The following is a 2,560-nucleotide window of genomic DNA, read 5'->3' on the forward strand; positions in this document are numbered from 1 at the left end:
CTTCGTTTAAGGTTTTTCGATGCGGGCTTGAGCGCAGTTTTTCGGCTTGGTGCGACGGTGGCCCGCGTTGGGAAACATGACTAGGAGGAAGCCGTGGGGTCTGGGTGAGGCCTATGGGGAAAGCGTGAAGCAGGCCCTATTTCATCTATCCGGGATGTTGAGGTTGTGTAGCTCTGGCGCTGATCAGAGCACCTTGCACTTGCGTTCAGGAGGCGCGTTTCGCCCGATTCAGGCACATTGAGCATCATAAATTTAGCTTCAGGCATGCCGATGCCGGCCCTAAACGCGCTGCAGTTCAAGGAGTGGTCGGTGATTGATGACGTGCGTTTCGTCATGCGGCGGCCTTTCTAGGAGGTGCGCGGGATTGCGGTTTCTGGCTGCGCCGGAAGGTCTCGATGATGCACATCTGCCCGCCGCAATCGGGGCATGGTTCTCGCAGTGTGAGCGGGATGACCTCGGCGACTGGTGGGTCATCCTGTTTGACGGTTTGTGCGCCAAGTAAGGTCCGAGCCTTTGCGATATTGGCCTTTCGTTGCGCGCTGGCGAGCAGACCATAGTGGCGGATCCGGTGGAACCGGTCCGGGAGCACATGGGTGAGAAAGCGGCGGATGAACTCGGGAGTGGAGAGACGCATGACGTTCTGTCTGTCGCCATTTTTGATGCGGTAATCCTTCCACTGGAACGCGACAGTGTTGGCATCAGCACTGATCAGGCGGCTGTTTGAGATGGCGACGCGGTGGGTGTATCGGCTGAGATAAGCCAGCACGGCCTCGGGCCCACCGAAGGGCGGTTTGGCATAGACCACCCATTCCTTTTTGCGCAGCGGGGCCAGATACGCAGCAAAGGCCTGCGGTTCTGACAATCCGATCAGGTCACCGAAGAAGGACAGTTCTCCTGCGCGATGCAAGGCCAACAACCCTTCGATGAACAGACGTCGAAACAGCCGTGACAACACCCGAACGTGCAGAAAGAACCCTGGCTTGCACGCGATCCAGCGGTTGCCACTTGGCGAAAGACCACCGCCTGGGACAATCATGTGGACATGGGGATGGTGCGTGAGCGCCGACCCCCACGTGTGAAGGACGCTGGTCATGCCAACCCGCGCGCCAAGGCGTTTGGGGTCGGCTGCAATGGCAGTCACCGTCTGGGCAGACGCGCGGAACAACAAGCCATAGACAGCCTTCTTGTTCCAGTATGCGATGCGGGCGATCTCTGCGGGGAGTGTGAAGACGACGTGAAAGTACTCAACAGGCAGCAAGTCTTCAGCTCGCGCGGCCATCCAATCACGCGCAGCAGGACCCTGGCACTTGGGACAGTGCCTGTTCTTGCAGCTGTTGTACGCGATGTGCTGATGGCTGCACTTGGTGCACGCGGCCACATGCCCGCCGAGCGCTTCGGTTCGGCAGGCTTCTATCGCGGACATCACTTTGAGCTGGCTCAGACTGACATGTCTCGTATTGGCCCGCCGCCAAGCAGGGCCATGGGCGCGGAAGATGTCAGCAATCTCCAGCTTTGCCTTCGCCAACTGGCCAGTGCTTATCCCGGTCGCTGATGCAGGTTCTCGATGTTCAGCTTTTTGAGCGCTTCGAACGGGCTGGGCGTGTCCCGGATCGTTTTAGTGGCGACGTGGGTATAGCGCGCCGTCGTGCTCAACTTGGCGTGGCCCAGTAAGACTTGGATAACCCGTACGTCGATATTGGCCTCCAACAGGTGGGTTGCAAAACTGTGCCGCAAAGTATGCAGCGTCGCGGGCTTGGAGATGCCGACCACATGCTTGGCTGAATTGAAGGCGCGACTAAGCTGCCTTGCCGAGATCGGGTTGATTTTGGGCTTTCCTGGAAAGAGCCATCCCGCAGGCTGCGCCTCGCGCCAGTAATCGCGCAACAAATCCAGCAGATCAGGCGAAAGCATCACCTTACGATCCTTGCCACCTTTGCCCTCATCAACGTGGATCAGCATCCGGTCGCTATCAATGTCGCTGACCTTGAGATTACAAACTTCTGAGGCCCGCAATCCTGCGCCATAACTGATACTGAGCGCCGCGCGATACTTCAGCCCAGGACCGGGGGCAGCGGCAATAACTTCAGACACCTCTTCAATGCTGAGAACTGTAGGCAGTCGGCGTGGCTGCGTCCGGAACTGCATGTAGCGCTTCATATCTTCACGATCACAGGTCGTGCCAAACAGGAACCGTAGCGCCATGATCCGGGCATTGAACGTGGGCGGTGTCACTTCCGTATCGGTCATGTGGAGCTGATAGGCGCGCAGATCGTCAGGCGTCGCCGTATCAGGGGACCGCTTCAAGAACCCGGCAAAATGCTTGATCGCCCTGATATGTGCTTTTTGAGCTTTGTCGCCCATCCCGTGGATACGCATATCTTCGATCATCCGCTCACGCAGCGGCGTCATCTTCTCATGTGTCATGGAAATCTCCTGTCCGTTGATTGAGAAGGCTCAATCGTCAGACAGGTTCGTCAGATCTCAAAATGCGCTGCGTTCAGGGCAACCCAAGACATCAGCCACAAGTGCCAGTGCCGCGGTAGCGGCTTCGTCCTTGTCC

Annotated in this window: 2 protein-coding genes; both read right to left on the reverse strand. The window is 58.0% G+C overall.

Going from position 1 to position 2,560, the window contains the following annotated elements:
* Positions 1–331 precede the first annotated feature (331 nt).
* Entirely contained in the window at positions 332–1,525 is a 1,194-nt protein-coding gene (locus J3L16_RS15675) for an IS91 family transposase (RefSeq protein ID WP_207614004.1), read from the reverse strand.
* 11 nt (positions 1,526–1,536) lie between these two features.
* Entirely contained in the window at positions 1,537–2,424 is an 888-nt protein-coding gene (locus J3L16_RS15680; RefSeq protein ID WP_242698878.1) for a site-specific integrase, read from the reverse strand.
* Between the last annotated feature and the right edge of the window lie 136 nt (positions 2,425–2,560).

The organism is Alteromonas sp. 5E99-2, assembly GCF_017368475.1.
GTDB lineage: Bacteria > Pseudomonadota > Gammaproteobacteria > Enterobacterales > Alteromonadaceae > Alteromonas_F.